Source organism: Spiribacter halobius, assembly GCF_020883455.1.
Lineage (GTDB): Bacteria > Pseudomonadota > Gammaproteobacteria > Nitrococcales > Nitrococcaceae > Sediminicurvatus > Sediminicurvatus halobius.
The window spans coordinates 3364411-3385786 of record NZ_CP086615.1 but is presented as its reverse complement, the minus strand read 5'-3'; the positions used below and the strand labels follow the sequence as shown (position 1 = coordinate 3385786).

Below are 21376 nucleotides of genomic sequence, written 5' to 3'. Positions count from 1 at the left end.
AGAACCCCAGACGTATGAGCCAGTCTTCGACCTACGCCGCCAACGACGGCGCCGCCTACGAGGGATTCATTGGCCGCTGGAGCCGCCGGGTGGCGGAGCGCATCAGCGGCGCGGCAGAGCCGCTGCCCGCGGGGCCGCTGCTCGACGTCGGCTGCGGCACCGGCAGCATGGCGCTGGCGCTTGCCGAGCGCTACCCGGAGCGGGACGTGATCGGCGTCGACGTGGCCGAGGACTACCTGCGTTTCGCCCGCGAGCGTGCCGATGCAGGCAACGTGCAGTTCATGCGCCAGAACGCCTGTACCCTCGATCTGGAGAGCGACCGCTTCGCGGCGTCCTTCGCGCTCATCGTGCTCAACTTCGTGGCGGAGCCGGAGGCCGCCGTGGCGGAGATGCGCCGTGTCACGAAGCCGGGGGGCACGGTGGTGGCCTCGGCCTGGGATTTCCGTGGCGGGCTGGTGTACCAGCGGCTGCTCTGGGACAGCGCCGCCGGCATCGACCCGGAGGCGGCTGCCCTGCGGGACCGGATCTTCTCATCACCGCTGGCGCTGCCCGACGGCATGCCGCGCCTGCTGGAGGGGGCCGGTCTGGAGTCGGTGCAGCGCTCATGGGTCACGATTCGCATGGACTTTCTGAATTTCGACGACTACTGGCAGCCGCTGCTGGGTGGCCAGGGCCCGGTGGGCGGGTATGTTGCGGGTCTGGAACCAGCGCTCCGCGAGCGAGTGTGCGCCGCAGTGCGCTCCGCCTACCTGAGCGGCGACGAGGACGGCCCGCGCTCGCTTACGGCCACCGCCTGGGTGGTCACCGGGCGCGTGCCCCCCGGCTGAGCGCGCCTGGCTGGGACGGCGACGGACAACAGATGGGAGTGGAAACAACGCCATGAACCTGCATCAGCGCATCGGCATCGACGCCAAGAAGGACCTACCCGTGGAGGAGGCCATCGTCTGGGCTGCCGAGCACGACGTCCATTTCCTCGATGTGGAGGTGGACCTCGCGCCGAACGCCCTCGAGACCATCGCCGAGCGCGCTCCACGCATCCGCGAGCTCTCCGCGCGGCACGGGGTGAACCTTGGCCTGCACACCGTCTCCGGAGTGAACATCGCCGAGGTGTCGCCGTTCGTGCGCGACGCCGCCGACCAGTACCTCCGCACCTATGCCGACATGGCGGTGGACACCGGGGCGCAGTGGGTCGTCGTGCACGCCGGCTACCACTTCACCGGCGACTATGCGCTGCGCCGGGAGGCGGCGCTGGAGCGCCTGGGGCGAGCGGCCGAGTACGCCGAGCGGGTGGGTACGCTGCTGCTGCTGGAGAACACCAACCGGGAGCCCGACGACGCGGAGGTGCACTACCTCGCAAGCAGCATCGAGGAGTGCCGCTACTATCTCGACAACCTCCGCTCGCCGGCGCTCGGGTTCTCCTTCACGGTGAACCACGCGCATCTCTTCCCGGAGGGCATCCGCGGTTTCGTGGAGGCGCTGGACCTCACCCGCTGCCGCGAGGTGCGCCTCGCCGACTGCCGTGGCACGGTGGAGGAGCACCTGCATCCGGGCGAGGGGACGATCGACTTCGGCGAGATGTTCCGCCTGGTGGAGGGGGCCGGCTTCACCGGCCACTACATGAATCAGTGGGGCACGCTCGAGGACATGCTGGAAGGGCGCCGCTACCTGGTCGAGCGGGCGCGCGAGGCAGGCATAACCTGAAAGCCCGTGGCGCTGCCGAGCCGGGCGTAGCCCGCCGCCGGCGGGCTACGGGCCCCGGCGCACTCAGTGGCTGCCGGAGTAGCGGTGCGTCCTGTCGACGCCGCCGTCCTGCTCCGTGTCGTTGACGAAGTTCGCCTCGCACACCGCTTCGAGCTTGTGCTGCAGGTGCTCGGCGAGCAGGCGGGAGAGGCGGTCCGCGTTCCGCGCGGTGAGCGCCTCCAGGATGCGCTCGTGCTCCTGCACGGCCGTGCTCCAGCGCTGGCGGGTGAGATTGGCCGTGTAGCGCGCGCGCTGCAGGCGCCCGGAGAGGCTGTCGTACAGGCGCCGCAGCTCCGGGTTGCGGGCCGCGTCGATGATGGCCTCGTGGATGCGCTGGTTGCAGCGGAAGTACTGCGGCAGCTCGCCGCTCTCGTAGTGGGCGCACATCTCCTGGTGCAGCGCGCGGATCCCGGCGAGCTCGTCGTCGCGGATGCGCTCGCAAGCGAGACGCCCGGCGAGCGACTCCAGCGCCGCCATGATCTCGAAGGCGTTCTCGATGTCGGCGCGGTCGAGGCGGGTCACGCATGCGCCGCGGTGGGGCGTGAGCTCCACCCAGCCCTCCGCGGCGAGCGCCTTCAGGGCCTCGCGCAGGGGTGTGCGGGAGACGCCGAACTGCTCGCAGAGATCGCGCTCGGGGATGCGCGTGCCGGGCAGCAGCACGCCCGCGTTGATCTGCTCGCGGATGCGGTCAGCGCAGGCCTCGTGCAGGGACGACTTGACGATTCTCATCGGCTCTCCTCGCTATCGTGTTAGCGGGCGCTGCCGCCCGGCCCGGGCCATGGCCAGGCATGAGGCGGCGTGCATCGCGTCCGCCAGCCGGGCGCCGTCGGTCAGCCCCCGCCCGCAGGCAGCCGCCGCAGCTGGTCCACGTGCTCGATGTCCCGGGTGACCGCGACCACCAGGTCGATCAGCGCCTCCAGGTCACGGGCGTCGAAGAGCTCGGCGGCCGAATGCGAGTACTTGCGCGCCAGGCCGATCACTGCTGCGGCGATCCGCCCGGAGGCCTGCTGTGCGGAGGTGGCGTCGGTGATGCCCGCGGTGTCCACGATCAGCTGATAGGGGAGGGACGCCCGCTCGGCGCTCGCACGGATGAGCTCGCGCAGCGGCCGGCTGGTGCTGAGCCCGATGGTCTCGCGCACCTTCAGCAGCGGACCCTTGCCGATTTCCCAGGGAAGATCGTCCGGGCGCAGGTCCGGCGTGCCGCCCGAGGGCACGGTGTCCACGGCGAGCACCACGTCCGGGTCCACGTGGCGCGCGGCCACCTCGGCCCCGCGCAGGCCGACCTCCTCCTCCACCGCGATCACGTATACCCGCTCGCAGGGTGCGGTGGCTTCAGCCAGGCGCTCGGCCGCCTCGAGCACCGCGAGCACGCCCATACGGTTGTCCACGGCCTTGCCGAGCCAGCGGTGCGGGTTGCCGGTGCGGGTGAGCGGGCCGACGAAGACGGCCGGCGTGCCCGGCTCGATGCCCCAGTCCGCGGCCTGGGCTGCGGACTCGGCGCCGACGTCGATATAGAGGTCACGCAGTGCCGGGAGTCGGTTCGCCTCCTCGCCGCTCAGCACGTGGCCGGGCTTGACGCCGATCACCCCCTCGAGGGCGCCCGCGGTGGTGAGCACGCGAACCCGCTGGCCGGGGAGAACCATGGCCGTGGGTTTGCCGAGCCGGGCGAAGCGCAGGTGCCCGCAGGGGAGCACGGAGGTCACCATGAACCCCACCTCGTCGGCGTGCGCCGTGATCATCACCCGCGGCGCGCTGGCGTCTCGCCCTGCCTGGTAGGCGTAGACGTTACCGCGGAGGTCGCTTTCCACCCGGTCGCAGCAGGCCGCGAGGCCCGCCCGGGCGGCCTCCAGCACCGGCTCCTCGAAGCCCACGGGGGCATCCAGGGCGGTCAGTGCCCGCAGGCGCTCAAGGAGCGGGCTAGCGCTCATGATCGGGTCTCCTGGCCGGTTGCATGCTGCTCGTGGGGCCGCGTGCGCTGCGCGCAGCGGGCATCCGCGATGCGCTGCGGGGATCGTGCTCGGCGGCGTGCATGGGGCGTCTCCGTTGGCGCCGCCTGCCGGAGCAGGGTACCCGCTTCCGCGGGCCGGGCAAATCGCGCTGCCCACGCGCCCCAGCCTTGCCACCACTTCCTTAGCACAGACCGTTCGCGGGCGCGACGTGTGCGATCTGCCTGCACCGATTGCAGGTCACGCAGCCGCGGCGGTTGTATGCGGCGCACGATTCGCCGATGCTGATACCGGGTGGGGGCTCGAGGCAGGTGGTTGCGGACAGCGCATCGAGTCCGGGTCGCCGCCACCAGAGTAAGCCACGGCCGGGTTACGGCGTGTAGTACCGCCTTGAGATTTGTACCGGGGTTCCGATGGAAGCGCGCCTGCGCCTGCTTTTCCTGAACGTGGGGCACGCCTACGATCACTGGTTCATGCTGATATTCGCGACCGCCGTGATCGCCATGGAGCGGGAGTTCGGGCTCGCCTATGGCGAGCTGATGACGCTGGCGACCCCGGCATTCCTGATCTTCGGTTTCGGTGCCATTCCCGCGGGCTGGCTCGGCGATCGCTGGAGCCGCGAGGGAATGATGGTGGTGTTCTTTCTCGGCATCGGGGCCGCCTGCCTGCTCATGGGGTTTGCGGACGGGCCGGTGGCGATGGCCACCGCGCTGTTTGTCGTCGGCGTGTTCGCGGCGATCTACCATCCTGTGGGCATCGCCATGGTTGCAGAGAGCGGTCCCCGCACATCGCTCGGCCGCCGGCTGGGGATCAATGGCGTCTGGGGCAACATGGGCGTGGCCGGCGCGGCGCTGGTCTCCGCCGCGCTCGTTGACACCGCCGGCTGGAGGGCGGCTTTCGTGCTGCCCGGGGTGCTGTCCCTGCTCACCGGCCTGGCCTATATCGCGTTCCTGTGGCGGCACGGCGGCGCGCCCCGCGCCCGCATCCACACCGCGGCCAGCGAACGGATGCGGCCTGGCTGGCCGCGGGTGCTCGCGGTGGTTGCGGTGGCGACGATCATGGTCTCCCTGCAGTTCAACGCGACCACGGTGGCCATGCCGAAGGTCCTCGAGGAGCGTCTCGTTGCCGTCATTACCAGCACGGCCGGTATCGGCCTTGTCGCGACCGTCATCTACGCCACGGCGGCGTTCGCGCAGATTGCCGTCGGCATGGCGCTGGACCGTTTCCCGGTGCGTCCGCTGCTGATGGCCATCGCCGCGGGTCAGGTGCTCGCCATGAGCGTTGCGGCGTTAAGCCACGGCTGGCCCATGGTGTTCGCTGGCGGGCTGGTGATGGTCCTGGTGTTCGCCCAGGTGCCCATCGGCTCGACCCTGGTCGCGCGCTACGTGCCGCAGCACATCCGGGCACGGGTCTATGGGCTGCAGTTCCTCCTGGTACTGGGCGTCGGTGGGATCGCGGTGCCGCTCGTGGGCGCGCTTCACGGTCTGGGCGGGTTTTTCGCCATGTTCGTCGCCCTGGCGGTGACCGGCGCGGTCACTGCGCTGGCCGGCGCGGCCATGCCGAGGCCCGGCGAGGAGGTGGCCGCCCCGGCATAGACTGGCGCCGCGTGTTCCTGCGACCCCGGCACACGCCTTACGGTAACCCGGACAGCGCCAGCCATGACGCAGCAACAGGTTGGCTCCCGCCGCAGGCGGAAGCCAACATCCAACAGCCAACCGCAATCGCCGCGGACACCCAAGACGACGCCCATGCCCCACACCATGCCAGCCGACCCGGTCACCGACCTCCTGACCTTCATCGACAGCTCCCCGTCCCCCTGGCACGCCGGCGCCAACCTCGCCGCGCGGCTCGGGGATGCCGGCTTCGCGGAGCGCCGCGAGACGGACAGCTGGGACATCCGGCCCGGCGGCCGCTACCTCGTCCGCCGGGACGAATCCTCCCTGATCGCCGTCGCGGTGGGGCAGCGGCCGAGCGAAGGCCCGATCCGCATCGTGGGCGCCCATACCGACTCCCCCGGCCTCCGCGTCAAGCCGGGCAGGGCGCGGGAGGGGGACGGCATGCAGCGCCTTGGGGTCGAGGTCTACGGCGGCCCCATCCTGGCCACGTTCGCCGATCGGGATCTGACACTGGCCGGGCGGGTGATCCTGCGCGGGGCGGACGGCACCGACGCCAGCCGGCTGTTCCATCACCCGACCCCCATCTGTCGGATCCCGAACCTCGCCATCCACATGAACCGCACGGTCAACGACGAGGGCCTGAAGCTCTCCCCCCACGATCATCTACCGCTGCAGTTCGGCGACGAAGCGCCGGGCATGGACGCCCTGCGGGCCTGGCTCGGCGAGGCGCTCGGGGTGGCCCCGGAGCGCGTCCGCGCCTGGGAGCTCGGTGCCGTCGACACCCAGGCGCCGACCCGCTACGGCCGCCGCCAGGAGTTCATCGCCGCGCCCCGGCTCGATAACCTCGCCTCGTGCCACGCGGGGCTGGAGGCCATGCGGCACGCGCAGCCCGACTCGGGCCTGGCGATCCTCGCGGTCTTCGACCACGAGGAGGTCGGCAGCGAGAGCTTCAAGGGCGCCGCCAGCAGCTTCCTGCCCGACGTCCTCGGCCGCATCGCGCGTGCGCTCGACATGCCGCTGGAGCGTCAGCTGCCCCGGTCCTGGCTGCTCAGCGCGGACATGACCCACGCCCGCAATCCAGCCTTCCCCTGGGCCTACGAGGAGGAGGACGCCCCGGCCGTGAACGCCGGCCCCGCCGTCAAGATCAACGCCAAGCAGCGCTACGCCTCGGATGCCGTCGGCAGTGCCTGGTTTGCCCGCCTCTGCGAGCAGGCCGGCGTGCCCTGCCAGCACTACGTGCATCGCGTGGACCTGCCCTGCGGCACCACCATCGGCCCGATGGCCGCCACCCGGCTCGGGGTGCGCACGGTGGACGTCGGCAACCCCATGTGGGCCATGCACAGCATCCGCGAGGCCGCCGGCGCCGAGGACCACGCGGCCATGATCGCCGTCCTGCGGACCTTCTACGACGAGCCCGGGGCCGCCGATGGCTGAAGCCAGCCCCGGCCCCGGCACCCGCGACCGCCTGCTGCGCCTGCTCGCTGACGGCGCCCCGCGCTCAGGGGAGCGCCTGGCGGAGGACCTCGGCATCAGCCGCGCCGCCGTGTGGAAGCAGGTGCATCAGCTGCAGGCGGCCGGCTATCCGGTCAGCGCCGAAGTCGGCCAGGGTTATCGCTGGGACCGGCCATGGCCGCTGCACGAGGCCGACGCGCTGCGTGCCGGGCTCGGGGAGAGCTGGGCCGGCATCCCGCTGACCGTGCTGCCCGAGGTGGACAGCACCAACCGCTGGCTGCGGGCGCGCGGGAGCGGCGGCCCGGAGATGGTCATCGCCGAGCGCCAGACCGGCGGTCGCGGCCGGCTCGACCGCGGCTGGGCCTCGCCCCCGGGCGGCATCTACCTGTCCGTGGCCTGGTCCTTCGAGGCGCTCGAGTCCGGGCCCGCCGGCCTGGGGCTGCTGGTCTCCCTGCATCTGGCCGAGACGCTTCGCGCCCTCGGCGCCACCCGCGTGGGCGTCAAGTGGCCCAACGACGTCATGCACGAGGGCGCCAAGCTCGCCGGCATCCTCTGCGAGCTGTCCGGGGACCCCATGGGCCGTTGCACGGTGGTGGTGGGCACGGGCATCAACTGGCGCGCCGATCTCGTCGGCCCCCTGGAGCCGGGGCGCGAGGCTGCCGGCGTGGCGGATATCCTCCCGGCACCGCCGCCGCGCCCCGGGCTCGCCGGCCAGCTCGCCGCCGCCGTGCTCGAGGCCTGCCAGGCCTATCCCGATGGCTTCGCCCCCGCCCTGCGCGAACGCTGGCCGGCCCTCGACACACTCGCCGGCCGCCGCATCACCCTCCAGCTCGCCAACCGCATCGTCACCGGCGAGGTCCAGGGCGTCGACGAGACCGGCGCCCTGATTCTGCGCACCGCCCAGGGCCTGGAGCGCCACCTGAGCGGCGACACGAGAGTGCTGCCATCATGATGCCCTGCGACACGCGAGCGGCGCCGCCATGGGAGACCCGGCCGGGGGAGCTCCCACATGCCAAACTCCGCCAGGAGAAGCCCGATTGCAGCCTGCAGGCGGCGCGCCCTCGCGCCGAATCCCCTCTACCCCGGCGGCACGCCGTCACCTCACCCAGCCTCCCAAAACCTGCGCCGCGCTGACACCATAGGCCTTACACCGCGCCACCCCGCGAGCGTCCCGAGCCCGAAACCCCATGACCACCCTCGTCATCGACATCGGCAACAGCCGCATCAAGTGGGCCATCGCCGACCGCGGCCACCTGCTGGCGCCGGGCGAGGCCTGCCCGCATTCGGCCATCGACGCCCTCCACGGCCACTGGGCCCGGCTGCCGCCGCCGACGGCCGTGCGCTACGTCACCACTGCGCCCGGCCCCATCAGCGCCCGGGTCACCGAGCTGAGCCAGACCCTGTGGGGCATCACCCCGCGCCGCGTCCGCACCCCGAAGGAGGGCGCCGGCATCCGCATCGCCTATCCAGACCCCGGCCAGCTCGGCACCGACCGCTGGCTCGCCATGGCCGGCGCCGCCGCCCGAGGCCTCCTGCCCGCCTGCATCGTCGACTGCGGCAGCGCCATCACCGTGGACGCCGTGAACCCCCACGGCCATCACCTCGGCGGCGTCATCCTCGCCGGCCTCGCGACCCAGCAGCTGGGCCTCGCGCAACGCACCCCGGGCCTCCCGCCCATCGACGTCGAGGGCGAGCTCACCCACCTCGCCACCGATACCCGCACCGGCCTGCGCAGCGGCCTCGTCCTCGGCACCGCCGCCAGTGTCGAAGGTCTTTACAACCGCCTGCAGGCGGCCACGGAACTCGATCTGCGGCTCGTGCTCACCGGCGGCGACGCCGAGACCCTGCGCCCCCACCTCCCCGCAAGCCTCCACGCCCCCGACCTGGTCCTGGAAGGCCTGGCCCACGGTGCCGTCTCAACGTAGGGCGTGCACCTCCGGTTGCGACATCCCGGCTCCGTGTCACCCGTTACCCGGTCTTCGTGCCGCCCGTTGCACGCGGCTGCGCCGCGCACAACCTACACTGGCATTAACGCCGAGCGGTGCCCGCGTACATACTGATGGCCTCGAGTCGATCCGTGAGTGCGGTGAGCTTGGGGGATCAAGCGCGTGCGTCGCATCCGGAGTACGAGGTCACCCAGTCCGACGGCCGCATCCGGCGGTGGGCCGGGTGCCGGAACTGCAGGGCCGGTGGCTGCGCGTCGTGCGGCTCCCTGACGGCGAGACCGTTCACAACGCGTTCCTCGACCGGAGATTCCGGCCATGAACATCAAGTACTTCCAGGAAACGGACACGCTGTACATCGAGTTCCGGAAAGCGGAGGTTATCGAGACCCGCGACCTGGACGAGAACACACTGCTCGACGTCGATGCCGATGGGAACATTTGCGCCATCACGGTCGAACACGCGAGCGACCGGGCGGACATCCCGCATTGCTCGTTCGAGCAGATCGCGGCTTGAGGCCGTGCCTCAGGTAGCGTGACGTAGGCGCGCACCTGCCGCGGATGCGTGCAGTACGCTGCGCGGATCACGCCGCCCGTTCCCGGCTTGCCTGCCGCCGCTATGCCTCACAGCTCCGGCGCAGCCTCCGCCCCCCGCTCGCGCACCTGCGCCTCGTAAGCAGCCGCGAGCTCGGCCTCGAACGCCCGCGTGCCCTGCATCAGTGCGCTCTGATGGAAAACCACCACGTCCAGGCCGCTGGCGACCAGCTCGGAGCCCGGCACCGGGAGGATTTCGGCGCGCACGGTGAGCCCGCAGCCGCCATTCCAGCTGTGACGGGTGGCGAAGTAGGGCTTCGGGCCGTTGAGGCAGTTGCGGCGGAAGCCCGCGGCCTGCTCCCGGGGGACGGCGCGGTTGCGGGGGTCGTAGACCCAGCTCAGTGTGGTGGATCCCCGGCGCGGCGAGGTGTTGTACATGCCGGACTCGGTCTCCTGGAAGTGCGGGGCGCCGTACTTTTCGCTCAGGGCCTCGACCAGTGAGGCCACGCTCGGGGAGGCCTCGGCGGGGAAGCGGGTGCGCCGCCAGATGGCGTGGGCGCGCTCGGCCTCCGGCATGCCCGTGAACAGCACCACGATCTCCTCGGTGAGGTCGCGCCGGGGCGTGAAACGCCCGCCATCGTCGCAGTCGGCGGCCTGCGTCGTGCAGGGCTCGCCGTTGGTGGCGCGCAGCAGCTGCCGCGTCGACAGGCCGTAGTTCTGGCGCACGTTCCACAGCGCCGCGGTCTCCAGATGGGGCGTCGAGCCCCGGCAGAGGATGCGGTCACGCACCTCGACGAAGCCCATCCCCGGGCGCAGGCCGAGGATGTCGTCCACCGGCGCGCCCTCGGCCCGCGGCGGGAGCACAGCCGGCGGCGGGCACTCGGCGGGCATTGGCCAGCGCTCCGCGGGCGCCTCCGGCGCCGGCTCCGCCTCCGCCGCCTCCGGCGGCGGCGCGTCGCCCTCGCGGGTGAAAAGCAGTGGCACGGGCAGCCCCCAGTCCTGCGGGGTGAACGCGAGGTGGCGCCCGCTCGGCGTGAAGGACATGGTCTCGCTCGCGCCGGTGGCGTCCGTGAGGGTGACGCTGATGCCCGCACCGACGCGCTCCCAGGTGCCGCCCGCCGATTCGCGCTCCGCGCCCATGATCATCTCCACGCCCGCGGCGCCGTCAGGCTGAAGGATGATCGTCTGGCGGATGTCACCGAGCAGGCTGGCAACGAAGGCGGCCTGCGCCTGCAGCTCCATGCTCGCGTTCTCGTCGACCGCGGCCTCCAGCCTTTGCACCGTGGCTTCCCCGTCCAGCGTCCAGACCCCGGCCAGCGGCTCGCTGGCACTCGCCTGGACCGCCCAGAGCAGCAGCCCGGCGAGGCCCCAAACGCCCATCCCATGCACGCGCATCACTCCCTCCCCGGCGGCGTCCCAGGCGCCGCCCCCTTCCCGTGTCACGTAGTCTGGGATGCTCTATAGCCGCAATCGGGTGTCCCGACCTGCCCGCGGGCGACCATTCGGCGGCGGACCCCGGAGGGGCCGACCAGCGGTGCGGTGGGGCGGGTAACCCCGGTGCCACTAGCGCCGGCTGGGAGCCCCCACCCCAACCCTCCCCCACGCCTGCCGGCGCGGGGGAGGGGGGCGAGCGAGAGAGAGCAAGTCGGGCGCCGGTCGGTACCCGCCGCACGCGGACGCCGACATCCCGATCCGCCAAGGCAAAGCCCTTACAGAATGCCCCCCGTAGGAGCGGCCCCCGACCGCGAAACGCCGCAAAGCGGCGTACACCAGGCGCCACCCTCCAGGCCGTACCCGCGGTCGCAGATCCCGCGCCGCCTCCAGCCGCGTAGATCGGCAAGCGCGAAGCGCTCGCCGCCAGGCCGCCAGGTGAATCGCCACTGAAAGGCGCGTAACGCCGCCACCGAGTGCCTGCCTCTGGCGGGTCCAGTGACCATGGTATTATGACCAGAGTCACAAACACCCTGGGCACTCCGATGCAAATCTCCAAATCCCGCTTCAAGGCCCACGCGCTGGAGATCCTGCGCCAGATCGAGGCCGACGACGGCGAGGTCATCATTACCGACCATGGCCGTCCGAGCCACGTGATCCGCAAATACAAGGCGGCACCCGCCGAAGACGCGCTATCGCGGCTACACGGTACGGTGCTCCGCTATGACGACCCCTGCGAGCCCGTCGGCGAGGAGGACTGGGAGGCCGCCAGGTGATCGTGCTGGACACGCACACGCTGATCTGGTGGGTCACCGGCGGCGACGCGCTCTCGCCGGCGGCGAGTGGGGCCATCGCGGATGCGGTTTCACGCGGCACCGGAGTGCAGGTGTCCGCCATCTGCGCGTGGGAGATCGCCATGCTCGTTAGCAAGGGACGGCTCGCCCTCAGCATGGACCTGGACGACTGGCTCGCGACCGTCGCCGCCATCCCCGACGTGCGGATCGTCCCGGTCACGGCGCAGGTCGCCGTTCAGTCAACCCGACTGCCAGGCGCGTTTCACGCCGATCCGGCAGACCGCATGATCGTCGCACTCGCCCGCGAGCAGAACGCCACGCTCGTCACCGCCGACCACCGTATCCAGGCGTACCCGCATGTGCGATGGCTATGGTGATGGCCGGCACCGGGGATGATGCCTCCAGACGTAGGTCGCGCACCTTCGTGTGCGACATCCGGACCCCGAAGCACCGCTCGACGATGTGCGCGGGATGTTGCACGCGCCTGCGCCGCGCACAACCCACTTCGACCATGTGCGTGAGCGTCCGGATCGTGCCATGGTCCGGGGCGAATGGATCGAACGCGCGCATCGTTGTCGGCGAGCGCTGCGCCCTTGCCGGCCTTGTCTCTGGTGCCGTCAGCTCCCCACCCAGTTCTCGAGGGGCAGGTTCGGCACCCGGGCAAACTCCCGGAGATTGTTGGTGATCAGCGTATAGCCAAGGGCCAGGGCGTGGGCCGCGATCAGCAGGTCCATAGAGCCGATGGGCTGACCCTCGCGCTCCAGGTGGGCGCGCAGGGGACCATACTGGCGCATGGCCGCCTCATCGAATGGCAGAATGTCCAGAGGCGCGAGGAACTTGTCCAGCGCCGCGCGGTTGCGCCTCGAGCCACTCTTCGCGACCCCAAACGTCAGTTCCGCGCCCGTGATGCTCGATATGCCGATCTCACCGATCGCATGGCCACGGAACCGCTCGAAGACCTCGGGCGGACGGCGGTTAATGATGTAGATGCAGGTGTTGGTGTCGAGCAGGAAGGCCACGGCCGCTACCAGGGCCAGTTGTCGCGATCTTGGAGCGGGGGCTGCTCACGCCCCATCTGGAAATCCGGCTCGAATTCCTCGAGCGCCTCCTGCATCACCTCCCACGGCGCGTCCACCGGCAGCAGCAGCACGCCGTTGCCAAAGCGCTTGGCGATGACCTCCGTGCCCTCGAAGCGGAGGCTCTTGGGAAGGCGCACCGCCTGGCTACGGCCCGAGGTGAAGATCTTTGCAGTGGTCGCCATGATCCACTCCGACCGATGGTGTATATCAATGGTACCCATCTCCCGAGTAGGTCGGCAAGCGCTCCGCGTTCGCCGACACGCCGGCAGGCGAATTCCTCCTACTCATTGGCGGCCCTCTCCCTGCGATGCTGGTCTCGCGCGGAGATCCCCGGTTCAGGGGGCCGCCTGACGGAGCGCTCGGGCGCGTGATATAAAAAAAGATATCAGAGTCAACCAATGATGTGTGGTAATGCATCAATAGTTTGAGGCGGCAGTGATTGATATCCTTTCATATATAGGCAAGCCTCAGTGATTCACTTTGAGCTATCAATATGCCCTACCACACCGAACACCTGGCAGCGAGGCTGAAGGCCGCCCGAAAGCGCAAGGGCTTCAGCCAGCGCGCGCTCAGCGCAAGAACCGGCCTGCCCCAGGCCCAGATTTCGAAGATCGAGAGCGCGAAGGTCGACCTGCGGCTGTCCAGTCTGGTCGAGCTCGCCCGCGCGCTCGAGCTCGAGCTCATGCTCGTGCCACGAAAAGCCATGCCGGCCGTACAGGCCGTCATTCGCAGCACCGAAGGCGAGTCGCCGGGGCGCGACAGTGCCGGAGTGCGCCCCGCCTACACGCTGGAGGACGACGACGATGGCTGAGGTCTCCGTCCTGGACGTCCTTCTCCATGGAGAGCCCGTTGGGACGCTCACCCATGTTGGCCAGGATCGCGTCCTCTTTGCGTTCAACGAGCGCTATATCAACGACCCTCAGCGTCCGGTCCTGGGGCTCGGCTTCAAGGATGAGCTCGGCAATCTGATCACCGACTTCCGGACGACGCAGACGCGTCTGCTGCCGTTCTTCTCGAACCTGCTCCCGGAAGGCCACATGCGCACCTATCTCGCCGAAAGGGCAGGTGTGAAGCCACAGCGGGAATTCTTTCTCCTCTGGGCGCTGGGGCAGGACCTGCCGGGTGCCATCACCGTCCAGGCTGGCGAAGGCCAGGCCTGGCCTTCGGACAGGGACGAGGGCGCGCCTGACGATGAGCACCCCGGTGATCGGGAAGACGCCCTCCGCTTCTCGCTCGCCGGCGTCCAGCTCAAGTTTTCGGCGATCAATGAGCAACGCGGCGGGCTCACGATTCCCGCGCGGGGCGTCGGCGGGGACTGGATCATCAAGCTGCCCTCGCCCCAGTTCGAGCGCGTCCCGGAGAACGAGTACGCCATGATGACGCTGGCCCGGCAGGTCGGGATCGACGTGCCGCCGGTGGCGCTCGTCGACCTCGACGCCATTCGGCATCTGCCGCCCCGCATCGCCGAGTTCGAATGCCAGGCGCTGGCCGTCCGGCGATTCGACCGGCAGGAAGATGGCACACCCGTGCACATCGAGGACTTCGCCCAGGTCTTCGGCGTGTATCCCGAGGCCAAGTACAGCAGGGGATCCGCCCGTCACATCGCACGCGTGCTGGCCGCGGAAGGCGGCGACGCCGACCTTGCCGAGTTTATCCGGCGGCTGACTTTCAGCACGCTGATCGGCAACGGCGACATGCACCTGAAGAACTGGTCCCTGATCTACCCCGACCGCCGGCAAGCTGCGCTCGCGCCGGCCTATGACCTCGTCTCCACCGTGCCCTACATCCGCGGCGAGACGGCGGCGCTGAAGTACAGCCGCACGAAATCGTTTCAGCGCTTCACCGAAGACGAGCTGTCACACCTTGCCGCCAAAGCGATGCTCCCCGAGGCGCTGGTGCTCTCGACGGCCCGCGAGACCGTGGCGCGCTTCCATGAGCGCTGGCACGCCGAGAAGGCCCACCTGCCGCTCACCGCGACGATCGTCCGCGCTATCGACGCCCATCTCGAGACGTTGCCAATCGCCTGAACACCGCGACGTTTGCGGCGAATTCTGCGGAATAGCCATTGAGGAGGCCGCCGGCGACCAGACAGGCAGACCCACGGCAGATGTGCCCGCCATAGGTCGGCAAGCGCTCCGCGCTCGCCAACGCGCCGGCTGGCGAACCCCACTGACCGCGCTCCACGCGGCTGTCGGAGAGCGCTGCGCGCTTGTCGACTTACACCCGTCCCCGATGCCTTCATCCACCCACCCAGTTCTCGAGCGGCAGGTTCGGCACCCGGGCAAACTCCCTGAGATTGTTGGTGATCAGCGTATAGCCGAGGGCCAGGGTGTGGGCCGCGATCAGCAGGTCCATGGAGCCGATGGGCTGACCCTTGCGCTCCACGTGGGCGCGCCGGGACCATACTGGCGCATGGCCGCCTCGCCGAACGGAAAAATGTCCAGAAGTGCGAGGAACCTGTACAGCGCCGCGCGATTGCGCCTCGATCCACTCTTCGCGACCCCGAATGCCAGTTCCGCGCCCAGGGGCTTGCCACTCAGGAGAGCCTCGCCTTTCTCGAGCAGTTCGGTCTCGAGCAGGACATCGCCCGCACCTTCCGTTTCCGCACCGAGCGCACCGTCGAGGAGCGCATTGTCGACCCGGAGACGGGCGAGCCGCGCGTCGTACAGGGCCAGGCTCCCTTCGAGGTCAGCATTCCGCGGCTCGCCCTGGTGCAGCCACCGGCGGTACAACTGCGTGAGATGAACGTGGAGCTCGAGCTCGACGTCACCGAGACGCGGCGGGAGCCGCTTGCCGCCTCGCGTATCGCCCCCGGGGCGCTCGCCACGAGCCTGGCCGCCTCGCGCGCCTACCTTGGCCGCCGCTCCGCCTCCGGGCCCGGAAACATGAAAGTCAGCATGCGCATCACGAGCGAGCCCGCCGAGGGCCTTGCCCGGCTCGGTGACCTGCTGACCGACCTGCTGAGCGGCCGCGAGCCCGAAGCCGCGCCGGAGCCCTCACCCTCGCCGCAGCCCGAGCCGGACCCCGCTCCCGAGCCACCGGGCCCGGGGCCCCGCCCGCCCGTGTCGGGGGATGTCACCGTCATCCGCGGCATCGGCATTGCCCGCGGCCGTGAATTGCGGGCGCTTGGCATTGAGAGCGTCGCCGGCTTCCTGGAGGCCACGGAGACGCCGGAGGGCATTCGGGCGCTGGCCGGGCGCCTGAACGTCTCCGAGGAGCAGATCCGCACGTGGAGGAACGCGGCCGAGCGCCTCTAGCGGCCGCAGGAGGAACACTGCCATGGCCAACATCCCCGCCGAGCTCCGCGCCCTGCCGCTGGAGCACATCATCGGCTCGCCCATGGTCGCGGCCATCCAGGCCCAGGCCCTGGCGGCGAACAACACCGTGGACTTCATCAAGGAGGTGGGGCTGAAGCCCCGGGCGCTGGAGGACGGCGAGGCCGCCGGCGACTTCGACATCATCTCCGGGGAGAGCGGCGAGCCCGGGCTCGAGGCGCGCTACGTGGACTTCAAGTTCGACCGCGTGCTCGAGGAGCGCATCCCGCCCCCGGCGGATGCCCCCGAGGGCACGCCGGGCACCGTCCGCTACTCGGTGGTGCCGTCCAAGCTCACCGTGCCGCTGCTCGCGATGGTCCCGATCCCCTGTCTGCGGATCGATCCCCTGTCTGCGGATCGATCCCCTGTCTGCGGATCAACGACATGACCATCGATTTCGAGTTCCAGATCCGCGACGTGGAGACGCGGGAGTCCACCTCCGTGCGCAAGGTGAGCGCCGAGGCCAAGGCCAACTACTGGTTCTTCAAGGTCAAGGTGAAGGGCTCCTACAGCAACCGCACCACCAACAAGCGCCAGACCGATCGCCGCACCACGCTCAAGATCACCGTCAACGCCGTGCAGGACGAGATCCCCGAGGGGCTCGGCCGCGTGCTGGACATCCTGCACGAGTCGGTGAAGGTGGTACCCATCGGTGAGGCGCAGCCGGTGCCGGGCGTCAATCCGGGCACGGGCGTCACCCCGGCGTCGCCGTAACGCCAGGCCGCACCGGTCGCGGCGCGGCCGGGGCCGAGGAGGCAGGACGTGGCGGACCCGCAGACCGTCCCGCTCGCACAGCTCGTCGGCGCCGTGCTTGGCTCCCTCGCCGAGGCCCGGCGCCTGGGGGATCTCGAGACGGCGCGCCTGCGCGAGGAGTATCGCAAGAGCGAGGCGCTCGCCGAGCTCACCGTCCCCGCGTTCCAGATCGCCGATGTGGACATCGAGCTACGCTTTGCGGTCGCCGGCGCGCCGGACGGGCAGGGTGGCGACCCCCGTGGTGTCGCCGTCATCACCGATCCGAAGGCCCTGCGCGAGTTCCAGCCCCACCAGGTCTCCTCGATGAAGCTGCGCCTCGCCCCGCTGACCCTGCATGCAGGCAGCAACGACGAAACGTAGGGGAGGGCCCGGTGGTCACCCGAGCCGAGGTCATCAGTAACGCCCGCCGCTATACGCCGCCGCGCATGGCTGGCTGGCGCCCGACGGCGAATACGCACACCTTCAGCGCCGCCAACCCCGCGCACACCTTCCACAGCGGCTATCTCACTGGCGCCGAGCATGACGTCATGCCCTACGTCTTTGGTGGCGAGGACGGCTTCGACTCCGGCACGCAGTTTCTGATGTGCATCGCCAACGGCGAGTGCCCCGGGGGCTGGGATCGCCGCCACCCCCTGCCCGCCGGGGTCGCCGGGCGCACCACCGCCTACTGGTACCGCAACCCCCCGAACGGTCTTGGCTACGGTTTCCGCGTGCCGCGGAGCCTGGCGGGCATCGACTGCTCCGGCTACGTCCTCCGGGCCTGGGGGTTCGGCAGTCGGCGCATCAATGGCGTGGGCTACAGCACCCGCAACCTGCCCCGCCTGTGCGTGGAGGTGGACCGCGCCGCATTGCGCCCCGGGGACATCCTGAACCGCCCCGGTGTGCACGTTCGCGTCTTCCAGGCCCACCGGGGCGCGCGGGTGCGCATCCTCGAATCGCGCGGCGGCGGTTACCCGCGCGCCCGGCAGCCCGGGGACGGGCGCGGCCGGGTCATCGAGCGCGAGATCGACTGGGACGAGCGCTACACGCCCCTCTCGCCCTTCCCGCAGCTCGTCGACCAGCGACCCGCACCGGGCAGCTACCCGGTGGATGAGGGCCCGGACCGCATTCGCGTGCGCTTCACCGGCAGCGGCGAGCTCGCGATCACCGAGTTCGCCGTGGACCGCGCCTCGGTGCCCTACCGCGCCCCGCCGCGCTCGCCATTCGAGGTGGTCCATGAGCCGCCGCGCCCGCTCGCCGCGGGCCGCCACGAGGTGCGTGTCGGTGTCGTCAACCGCATCGTCGGTCACGACTTCGCGGACACCTTCACCTTTCGCTTCGATCTCGTGGAGCGGGGGCGCCATGACCCGTCGGCGCACTGTAAAGGAAACCGACACCGACGCGGCCGGGCCGGCGCCGCAGGGGGCAGGCGACAACGTCGAGACCGGCATCGAGGTGCTCCGTCACATGGAGCAGGCCCTCCACCAAGCGGGCTTTGCCGAGCACATCGAGACCTACCGTCGCATGACGGCACTGCTGCGCCGCGAGCGCTGGTGCTGCCTTGGCAGCGGAGAGCCCACCGATCAGCGGCGGTTCCAGCAGCTCGCCGCCGCGGCACGGCGTATCCACGCGATTCTTGCGCCCTACACTGAGATGATGGCCGCGCTCGGCCTCGAGCCGGCGGCCGAGGACGGCGGCGGCGATGCGCCGGCGGTGGCGGAGGACACCGCAAGCCGGGTGCAGGAGCCGCGGGATCGTGTTCGTGAGGCCCTTGCCGCCCTGGACGCGCCGGCGACGGCAGCCCGGATCCAGCGCAGTACCGGGCTTGCCACGCACCAGATCCGCCGGGCTCTGCAGAGCCTCCGGGCCGAGGGCGAGGTCACCACGACGCTCCGTGCCGGTCGCCGGCTCTATGCGGTGAAGACCTCCCGCTCGCGGGCGGGGTGAGCCTTTCGGCTCGGCCTTTGGCCACGTGAATGGTCGGGGCACGCGCCTAGAGTGGATCGCGTGGCGAGGCCGGGCGGTTAAGTGGGCTCCACTGCGGGGCTTGGGTCTGACCCGTTGCCCGCCCCCGTCGCCCTCTCTATCATCACGGGCAAAGCTGGCGTAGCTCAGTTGGTAGAGCAGTCGATTTGTAATCGACCGGTCGCAGGTTCGACTCCTGTCGCCAGCTCCAGTCACCGCTTGCTCAGGCCATGCCTGTCATTCCCGCCAGACGCCCGCGACATACGCCAGTCTGTCAGCTTTACAATTCGCTTACCGCTACGCGGGGTCCCCGCAGGCGGTGCTCATAACACGCTGTTTTTTGTTCATTGGCATTGGTTTTGCGTCTAACCGGCTCGCGTTGCTCTGCCTCGTACGGGTGGACGCGGACGCCATCGCTCGCAGAGATCGTAGAGTAAGGAGGCGCAATGGATTATCGACGCAAGTTCCCCATCACGGCCCGAGCACTCGCCGGAGTGCTTGCCATGCTTCCCCTGGCCGCGCCGGCGGTCGTGACCCTGAATGTGGACACCGCGCCGAACGCGTATGGCTCTCCCGACTGGACGCCCTGGTGGGACGCCGCGAAGAGCGACGCGGCGGCCGGCTCCTTCGTCGATATGCGCAGCGGCGCCTACGCGGGTACGCATCGTATGACGCCCTACGAAGAGATCGTCTACAGCACGGGCGATCTCGGGCAGCGCCTGCACTGGATTTACTGGCTGCCTGGCGAGAGCACGACCTCCCTGGACGGTCGCTTCCAGGTCAAGTGGGCGTTCGACTGGAACGGGGTGGACTATACGTACGATTGGAGTGGGGGTAGCTACCTCCTGGACGATCCGGCGGCGGGTTGGACGCAGCCTTCGAGCTGGGAGGATTACGACGCCGACGGTGACGGCACTGACGATGGCGTCATCGGGACCTTTGGGTTCGCGTTCTGGGCGACGGACAACGAGGCGGCCCCGCTGGATACCGACGGCAATGCCTATAATGAAACCGACCAGGCCGACATTGACGCGCTTGCGGGCGATGTGCGCGAGTTCCAGACGTATGCGGTGGGGCAGACGCGATACCGTGCGGGCCTGGATGCGGACTGGCAGGCCGGGGCCAGCATCGAGGTGCAAGTGGTGCCGGCCCCGGCCCCGCTAATGCTCGTGTCAGCCGGCTTGCTCGGGCTGGGGCTGGCGGGACGGCGGAGCGCTGCCGGTACTAGGGGCGCGTAGCGCTCTGCGACGAAGCGTCCGATCCGGCAGCCCGGGGGCGCCCGTGGCTGCCGACCTGTAAGCTTTCTTGACATGCGCAGTGCGGGCGGCATCAACGCTTGACTTCCGGGCCGGGTCTGCACACCGTCGGCGTGATGCGAAATCGCCGCGGGGAACACCGATCCCATGCCTGGGGCCCGCAGGATCCTGGTATTTGCAGAAGCCGTCACCCTGGCGCATGCCGCGCGGCCCTTCGTTGTGGCCAGCGAGCTTGCGGCTCGCGGGCATGATGTCCACCTGGCCTGGGCGCCCGCCTACAAGCAGCTGTTTCCGGCCCCCACCTTTCGCACGCATTCGCTCGATTCGGTTTCGCCCGCCGACTTCCGTGCGGCGCTCGCGGCCGGGCGCAGGCTCTACGACCTGTCGACCCTCCGTCGCTATGCGGCAAAGGACCGTCAGCTCATCCGCGCGATCGAGCCGGACGTCATCATCGGCGACTTCCGCCTGTCGCTTTCGGCGAGCGCGCGAGTCGAGGGGGTGCCCTACATCGCGCTCTCGAACGCCTACTGGAGCCCGTATGCAGAGCAGGCGTATCCGGTGCCGGACCTGCCGCTGACACGAGTGGTGGGGCTCGCCGCGTCGCAGTGGCTGTTCGACCGGATACGCCCGCAGGTGTTCGCCCACCACGCGCGCCCGCTCAATCGCCTGCGCGCCGAGCTCGGGCTGCCGGCGCTGCCGGCGGACCTGCGATACGCGTATACCGATGCCGACCACACCCTGTATGCGGATATCCCCGGGCTCACGTCGCTGCGCGATGCGCCTCACCACCACGAAGTCATCGGCCCCATCCCGTGGTCGCCGCGGATATCGCTGCCCGGATGGTGGGATGAGCTCCCGGATGATCGCCCTGTGGTCTACGTGAATCTGGGTAGCTCCGGAAATACAGCCGTGCTTGGCCCGGTTCTTCAGGCCCTTGCAACGCTTCCTGTTACCGGCGTAGTGGCCACTGCCGGTGCTGCCCCGCCTGGCCCGGTCCCATCGAACTGCTTTGTGGCGGACTACCTTCCCGGCGACCAGGCTGCGGCGGTAGGTACGGTGGTTGTCTGCAACGGCGGCAGTCCCGGTGTACAACAGGCGCTGCTGGCAGCGCGACCCGTGCTTGGACTGGCCGGCAACATGGACCAGCTCCTGAACATGCAGGCGGCGGCCAGCGCTGGTGCTGGAATCTTGCGGAGGGCGGGGAGGATGACAGTCGCCGGGGTCGGGGAGGCGTTGCGCTCGCTGCTCGCCGCGCAGTCGTTCAACCATGCGGCGGCCCGTCTGCAGGAACGCGCACGTGCCACGCCCGGCGCGCAACGTGTCATCGCGCTTGCCGAAACCCTGTCTTGAGGGTTTCGTGTCGGTTGGGTGGCTCCCGTTCTGGTTGGGGGTGTGGCGAGGGCGGCTCCCGCCAGAACCTGGGAGTTCAGGCAATCAGACGGTTACTGACTGTGGTTGTCGAGATCCTTTACAGGGCGGACCGTATGTACACGATTCGCCCTGGCAGTTGTGTCACAACCATTTGTAGTTTAAGCGGTTTTCTAAGTTGGCTTGCGTTTTGCAGGGACTATTGCG

At 69.9% G+C, this 21376-nt stretch carries 25 protein-coding genes and 1 tRNA gene; 20 read left to right on the top strand and 6 right to left on the bottom strand.

The genetic code is table 11. The features are described 5' to 3' along the window. Window positions 1-14 precede the first annotated feature (14 nt). Together LMH63_RS15840 and LMH63_RS15835 are read left to right on the top strand one after the other, a co-directional pair. Window positions 15-827 carry a methyltransferase domain-containing protein gene (locus tag LMH63_RS15840; RefSeq protein WP_109678925.1) on the top strand — a complete coding sequence of 271 codons (813 nt, stop codon included), beginning with the start codon at window positions 15-17 and terminating at the stop codon, window positions 825-827. Between the two features lie 52 nt (window positions 828-879). Then, window positions 880-1701, top strand: coding sequence for a sugar phosphate isomerase/epimerase family protein (locus LMH63_RS15835; protein WP_109678924.1), 822 nt, complete (start codon window positions 880-882; stop codon window positions 1699-1701). A gap of 63 nt (window positions 1702-1764) precedes the next feature. Here LMH63_RS15835 and LMH63_RS15830 read toward each other — a convergent pair whose 3' ends face one another. Further along, on the bottom strand, window positions 1765-2469 hold the full coding sequence (locus LMH63_RS15830; protein WP_109678923.1) for a GntR family transcriptional regulator: 705 nt from the start codon (window positions 2467-2469) through the stop codon (window positions 1765-1767). 101 nt (window positions 2470-2570) lie between these two features. Further along, the gene (locus LMH63_RS15825) at window positions 2571-3668 is read right to left on the bottom strand and encodes a M42 family metallopeptidase (RefSeq protein WP_109678922.1); all 1098 of its coding nucleotides are present in this window, start codon (window positions 3666-3668) and stop codon (window positions 2571-2573) included. A gap of 431 nt (window positions 3669-4099) precedes the next feature. Between LMH63_RS15825 and LMH63_RS15820 the strand changes: the two genes are divergently transcribed. From LMH63_RS15820 to LMH63_RS15795, 5 genes are all read left to right on the top strand, one after another. Next, window positions 4100-5281, top strand: coding sequence for an MFS transporter (locus LMH63_RS15820; protein ID WP_109678921.1), 1182 nt, complete (start codon window positions 4100-4102; stop codon window positions 5279-5281). 153 nt (window positions 5282-5434) lie between these two features. Continuing rightward, window positions 5435-6736 (top strand): M18 family aminopeptidase, encoded by a 1302-nt coding sequence (locus LMH63_RS15815; protein WP_199225673.1) that lies wholly within the window; start codon window positions 5435-5437, stop codon window positions 6734-6736. Beyond that, the gene (locus LMH63_RS15810) at window positions 6729-7706 is read left to right on the top strand and encodes a biotin--[acetyl-CoA-carboxylase] ligase (protein WP_109678920.1); all 978 of its coding nucleotides are present in this window, start codon (window positions 6729-6731) and stop codon (window positions 7704-7706) included. Before LMH63_RS15815 ends, LMH63_RS15810 begins: the two co-directional genes overlap by 8 nt. 235 nt (window positions 7707-7941) lie before the next feature. Then, window positions 7942-8679: a type III pantothenate kinase gene (locus LMH63_RS15805; protein ID WP_109678919.1), complete on the top strand. Its 738-nt coding sequence runs from the start codon at window positions 7942-7944 to the stop codon at window positions 8677-8679. A 336-nt stretch (window positions 8680-9015) separates the two neighbouring features. Then, window positions 9016-9213, top strand: a complete 198-nt coding sequence (locus LMH63_RS15795) for a DUF2283 domain-containing protein (protein ID WP_109678918.1) — start codon at window positions 9016-9018, stop codon at window positions 9211-9213. Between the two features lie 107 nt (window positions 9214-9320). Here LMH63_RS15795 and LMH63_RS15790 read toward each other — a convergent pair whose 3' ends face one another. Continuing rightward, window positions 9321-10625: a hypothetical protein gene (locus LMH63_RS15790; RefSeq protein ID WP_109678917.1), complete on the bottom strand. Its 1305-nt coding sequence runs from the start codon at window positions 10623-10625 to the stop codon at window positions 9321-9323. Window positions 10626-11206: 581 nt separating this feature from the next. Here LMH63_RS15790 and LMH63_RS15785 point away from each other — a divergent pair. Together LMH63_RS15785 and LMH63_RS15780 are read left to right on the top strand one after the other, a co-directional pair. Beyond that, window positions 11207-11437 (top strand): type II toxin-antitoxin system Phd/YefM family antitoxin, encoded by a 231-nt coding sequence (locus LMH63_RS15785; protein ID WP_109678916.1) that lies wholly within the window; start codon window positions 11207-11209, stop codon window positions 11435-11437. Beyond that, window positions 11434-11832 (top strand): type II toxin-antitoxin system VapC family toxin, encoded by a 399-nt coding sequence (locus LMH63_RS15780; RefSeq protein ID WP_109678915.1) that lies wholly within the window; start codon window positions 11434-11436, stop codon window positions 11830-11832. Before LMH63_RS15785 ends, LMH63_RS15780 begins: the two co-directional genes overlap by 4 nt. A gap of 240 nt (window positions 11833-12072) precedes the next feature. Here LMH63_RS15780 and vapC read toward each other — a convergent pair whose 3' ends face one another. Continuing rightward, window positions 12073-12474 (bottom strand): type II toxin-antitoxin system tRNA(fMet)-specific endonuclease VapC, encoded by a 402-nt coding sequence (vapC, locus tag LMH63_RS15775; RefSeq protein ID WP_109678914.1) that lies wholly within the window; start codon window positions 12472-12474, stop codon window positions 12073-12075. A 5-nt stretch (window positions 12475-12479) separates the two neighbouring features. Beyond that, window positions 12480-12716 (bottom strand): antitoxin, encoded by a 237-nt coding sequence (locus LMH63_RS15770; RefSeq protein WP_109678913.1) that lies wholly within the window; start codon window positions 12714-12716, stop codon window positions 12480-12482. Window positions 12717-13027: 311 nt separating this feature from the next. Here LMH63_RS15770 and LMH63_RS15765 point away from each other — a divergent pair, with 311 nt between their 5' ends. Together LMH63_RS15765 and LMH63_RS15760 are read left to right on the top strand one after the other, a co-directional pair. Then, window positions 13028-13345, top strand: coding sequence for a helix-turn-helix domain-containing protein (locus tag LMH63_RS15765; RefSeq protein WP_109678912.1), 318 nt, complete (start codon window positions 13028-13030; stop codon window positions 13343-13345). Then, window positions 13338-14561: a type II toxin-antitoxin system HipA family toxin gene (locus tag LMH63_RS15760; RefSeq protein WP_109678911.1), complete on the top strand. Its 1224-nt coding sequence runs from the start codon at window positions 13338-13340 to the stop codon at window positions 14559-14561. Before LMH63_RS15765 ends, LMH63_RS15760 begins: the two co-directional genes overlap by 8 nt. Before the next feature lie 211 nt (window positions 14562-14772). On the opposite strand, the gene LMH63_RS15755 is transcribed toward LMH63_RS15760, so the two are convergent. After that, window positions 14773-14919 (bottom strand): PIN domain-containing protein, encoded by a 147-nt coding sequence (locus LMH63_RS15755; protein ID WP_199225672.1) that lies wholly within the window; start codon window positions 14917-14919, stop codon window positions 14773-14775. A 17-nt stretch (window positions 14920-14936) separates the two neighbouring features. Between LMH63_RS15755 and LMH63_RS15750 the strand changes: the two genes are divergently transcribed. The 9 genes from LMH63_RS15750 (at window position 14937) to LMH63_RS15710 (ending at window position 21151) form a co-directional block, all read left to right on the top strand. Next, entirely contained in the window at window positions 14937-15791 is an 855-nt protein-coding gene (locus LMH63_RS15750) for a DUF4332 domain-containing protein (RefSeq protein WP_308443959.1), read from the top strand. A 22-nt stretch (window positions 15792-15813) separates the two neighbouring features. Next, window positions 15814-16236 carry a DUF2589 domain-containing protein gene (locus tag LMH63_RS15745; protein WP_109678910.1) on the top strand — a complete coding sequence of 141 codons (423 nt, stop codon included), beginning with the start codon at window positions 15814-15816 and terminating at the stop codon, window positions 16234-16236. Then, window positions 16233-16562: a DUF2589 domain-containing protein gene (locus tag LMH63_RS15740; protein WP_109678909.1), complete on the top strand. Its 330-nt coding sequence runs from the start codon at window positions 16233-16235 to the stop codon at window positions 16560-16562. The genes LMH63_RS15745 and LMH63_RS15740 overlap by 4 nt, the downstream gene beginning before the upstream one ends. A gap of 48 nt (window positions 16563-16610) precedes the next feature. Then, window positions 16611-16961: a hypothetical protein gene (locus LMH63_RS15735; protein ID WP_109678908.1), complete on the top strand. Its 351-nt coding sequence runs from the start codon at window positions 16611-16613 to the stop codon at window positions 16959-16961. An 11-nt stretch (window positions 16962-16972) separates the two neighbouring features. After that, window positions 16973-18232 carry a hypothetical protein gene (locus LMH63_RS15730; RefSeq protein WP_109678907.1) on the top strand — a complete coding sequence of 420 codons (1260 nt, stop codon included), beginning with the start codon at window positions 16973-16975 and terminating at the stop codon, window positions 18230-18232. A gap of 4 nt (window positions 18233-18236) precedes the next feature. Continuing rightward, window positions 18237-18527, top strand: coding sequence for a hypothetical protein (locus tag LMH63_RS15725; RefSeq protein ID WP_229332624.1), 291 nt, complete (start codon window positions 18237-18239; stop codon window positions 18525-18527). A gap of 153 nt (window positions 18528-18680) precedes the next feature. Continuing rightward, window positions 18681-18756 (top strand) — tRNA-Thr (locus LMH63_RS15720). Between the two features lie 235 nt (window positions 18757-18991). Continuing rightward, entirely contained in the window at window positions 18992-19783 is a 792-nt protein-coding gene (locus LMH63_RS15715) for a hypothetical protein (protein WP_146205220.1), read from the top strand. 165 nt (window positions 19784-19948) lie between these two features. Further along, window positions 19949-21151, top strand: a complete 1203-nt coding sequence (locus LMH63_RS15710; RefSeq protein WP_109678904.1) for a nucleotide disphospho-sugar-binding domain-containing protein — start codon at window positions 19949-19951, stop codon at window positions 21149-21151. The last annotated feature ends 225 nt before the right edge of the window (window positions 21152-21376 follow it).